The 3,259-nt window shown below is 56.2% G+C and carries 3 protein-coding genes; all 3 read right to left on the bottom strand.

Features of this window, described 5'->3' with window-relative positions:
- Nucleotides 1–16: 16 nt before the first annotated feature.
- The 3 genes from AC2LD7_RS21845 to AC2LD7_RS21835 are packed head-to-tail and all read right to left on the bottom strand — an operon-like array spanning nt 17 to nt 3,014.
- On the bottom strand, nt 17–469 hold the full coding sequence (locus AC2LD7_RS21845; protein ID WP_484599702.1) for an AAA family ATPase: 453 nt from the start codon (nt 467–469) through the stop codon (nt 17–19).
- Nucleotides 466–1,059 carry an ABC-three component system middle component 1 gene (locus AC2LD7_RS21840; RefSeq protein WP_003298911.1) on the bottom strand — a complete coding sequence of 198 codons (594 nt, stop codon included), beginning with the start codon at nt 1,057–1,059 and terminating at the stop codon, nt 466–468. The genes AC2LD7_RS21845 and AC2LD7_RS21840 overlap by 4 nt, the downstream gene beginning before the upstream one ends.
- A gap of 2 nt (nt 1,060–1,061) precedes the next feature.
- Nucleotides 1,062–3,014 carry an ABC-three component system protein gene (locus AC2LD7_RS21835; RefSeq protein WP_041013717.1) on the bottom strand — a complete coding sequence of 651 codons (1,953 nt, stop codon included), beginning with the start codon at nt 3,012–3,014 and terminating at the stop codon, nt 1,062–1,064.
- Nucleotides 3,015–3,259 lie beyond the last annotated feature (245 nt).

Below are 3,259 nucleotides of genomic sequence, written 5' to 3'. Positions count from 1 at the left end.
GCCCAAGCGGCGTGACTCACACCAAAGAGCCTTCGGAATTCCCGGGGCGGTTCAGGGTTCCGGCTTCCTTTTCTTCTGCATTAACGATCCACCCGTTCTCCCTCTGATCCAAGAGGTGAGTTAGACGCAGCAAGAATGGGATGTCATTTGCAGACACATTAGGGAAGACGCTGCTCAAGTCTCCGTCCCGGCTGACCTCGCCCGCTGCAGTCACGCGTGATGTCGCAGTTAACTCAGAAAAACTCAGACTGACTGTCGCTGCCGCCTGATCATCACGAATGATGTGGGCAAGGTCGTCACGGAGACGCGCGATTTTCCCGGTTAGGCCAAACTCGATCGCCTCAAATACCGTTGTTTTGCCAGTACCATTGGGCGCGAGCAAAATAGTCGCTCCGGGACTCAGCTCGATGGTGACTTCCGACCCGAATTTGCGCAGGTTCGACAGGGTGATTGAATTCAACTTGCTCACGACTGAACCTCGCTTTCACCCAGCGAGTCGGTAAGAACACGCACCACATCCGCTCCGTTTTGGTTGGTCAGAAACTGCGTTTTCCAAGCAGCGATGTGTGGAGCAGACCAAGGGTATGCATTGGACAGCGTGTTCAGCGCCGACACCAATGGATCGCTCAGCGTCTCGACATCGCCAGCGGGATCCAAGGCCGCCAAGAATGTCCGGTTAAGAAAATCACCAGCTGCTTCAGATTCGCGCACAACAACCTTGCGGCAAAATCTGTCATCCGTCTCAATCCGTGCAGCGTCATCCTTGGCGATACCGCTGATCATCAGAAACATATAGAGGTCTGCAGTCTCAGGTTCGGGCAGCACATCCCGGACATCGGCTGCCCACTGGTTGGCTGCCTGAAGGGCCGTCAGTGGAAGCTCGATGAGCAGAACCGTCCGCCAGCCCGCCCGTTCGATGTGGGAGCGCTTGAGTCGAAGAACATGCGAGTCGTAGTCGACCTCAGGCAGCATTAGCTCCGTTACGTCCCGGGGACACACGTCATACCGACCCTCTACACGCTGAATGATTGCGCCAGCCACTTCCTGCAGTGTCAGCATGATTAGTGTCCTTCCCTATAAGCTTCGATTGCTGCTTCACGCGCGTCGCGCCAAGCATCCCAATGACGTTGGAATTGCTGCTTTAGCTGGGCGAGTGTCCCGTTACGCAAGTGCTTGAGCACCCCAAATCGTGTCACCAGCAATCTGGGCTGGCGCTCAGCCGCCATGCTGTTACTGGTCTCAAAATCATCAGCCATACCGGACTCGAGTAGGCTCGTGGGAGACCCTTCGACTCCCGCGAGAATGACTACCGACGCTGGCGAAGGCCCCAAAATGGCCATCAGGTCATCGGCAACAGGCCTGGCGCCACTGTGATCGCCTGAAGCGCCTGACCAGTTCTGCAATGCAATGCTGAGAACATCCCCAACGTCAGGGATTTCGCGCCAATTGCCATCGTCGTTACCGATTGCGACGCAAACCAGAAGCAGCATCAGAATGGCGGTTTCCAGCAGGTCTGCAGTACGAGGCCCGACGCGCAGCGCGTGTTTCCCGTCTAAGCCTTCTGTTTTGGGGTACATGAGTTGTTCTAACAGTGACTCACGCGCAGCGGCGTCGGCTGTTAGCTCAGCGGCCCAAGAGCGCCACTTCGGTTCCAATGCTGCCAGTAATGGCATGTCGGATACCGAGTTCAACCTGGCCGTGATGCGGGCTTGTAGCTGCTCCCACACAAGATTGTTCATTGCCCGGTGAAGTGCTGAAGATTCATCTCGCGCCTCCAGGATCGACGAGATTTCGCGACCCGACGCGCAGGACAGCGCCTCTGAATTGTCTATCCAAGGAAGCTCATCAAGATCACTCTCGCTGATCCCAAGCGTTCTACCCAACTCGTTCCCAGCGCCTTGGCGCCAAAGCGGCTCACCCAGAAGCAGGCAATGGCTCCCGCTCTTCAAGTGCAGGGCCAGCCGAAGGATGGCCGAGTGGAGGGCCACGGTATTTGGCGTAGGCGGGCAATAGGTAGCGTGCAACCGCAGCCTTCTGTTGTTACCGCCCGCTGTCCAGTGGTGACCGACAACTTCCGTGGCAGCATGGGCCGCTGGCAAGCTCGTCGTACCATTCAAGCTGTGGGTACCGGCGACCATCCAACTGGATCCAGCCTGCGGCCTCATGAGGTATTGCGTCCAAGTCACAGCATCTGACCGGCGTGCGTCTTTGAGATGGTTAGCCATCGCATGACAGCTGATGGCGTTAACATCCGTGGTACTTGTAGAAATGTACCCCACTAGCTTCTCAAGGGTTGCCCGCGAATCATTAAAGTGCCGTCCTAACGACTCGCACGCACGCTCTTCAAGGTTCTCTTCGCTCCCTACGGCATGGATCGTAAGTGTCCGCATGGTTTGTCGAACATGATCCCAGTCGGTAAAGCCACACCAGGTCGTCAACCATTTATAGACGTTTTGCGTTGGGGTATCGGGGCGGCTAGATAGGGCAGCCAGATCAAGACCGTCCTGCTTGCAGAGTCGACAAAACTCGTGCAGGTGATTGGCGGTGATGGAGTCACTTGGCTTGCCCTTGATGACAACTTCCAGGCCGAGCAGGATGAGTGAAAAAGCGCGGACTGGCGGCTGCTTGGACTGGGGTGTGAGACTCCAGGCAGACAAGCTCTTCATGGCCTTATCGAGCTCAGAGTCGATGGCGCTATCGGACGGGACAACTGGCGTTGCACTTGCTGCTGCCTTGTTGCCGGCCTTGGGTTTATAGGACTTTATGTAGTCGGCTTTATCGATGTGCTTATCGCTGAAGGGGGTCGTCTGCCGCTTGATCTGGAAGTGCTCATAATGCTCATCCGCATGGTAGATGACCACGTCATCCCATTCGCCGATACCACCTTGTTCGGCACCGATCAGCAACGGTGCAGGGCGCCCATCCAGGTAGTTGTCCACCATGTCCGACAAACGTTGAGCTATTACCAGCTTCTCGTAGCGGCCTTTTTGCTCAAGCCGGAACCTTCGGATCATTCTGAATCCCTTCAAACATTTCGGCACCCAAGGCACCAGTGGCAGGTGTCCACATACTAGCGAGACGGTTTGGCCGAAGAAACAGGGCTCCCGCCGTCTCCCCGTATTCAGTGGCAGCTGGCTTTAGAGTCCAGCCGGCGAGCAGTCTGTAAGAAAGCTGCTGGTTCAGGCTTGTTACGACAGGCTGCTTTTGGCCCAGAGTGTGTAAAAACACTTTCTTATCTTGCGTGCTTCAGCCCATTGCT

It is taken from the genome of Stutzerimonas sp., assembly GCF_982611455.1.
The sequence above is the reverse complement of the archived record's forward strand: the minus strand, read 5'-3'. Positions and strand labels throughout refer to the sequence as shown.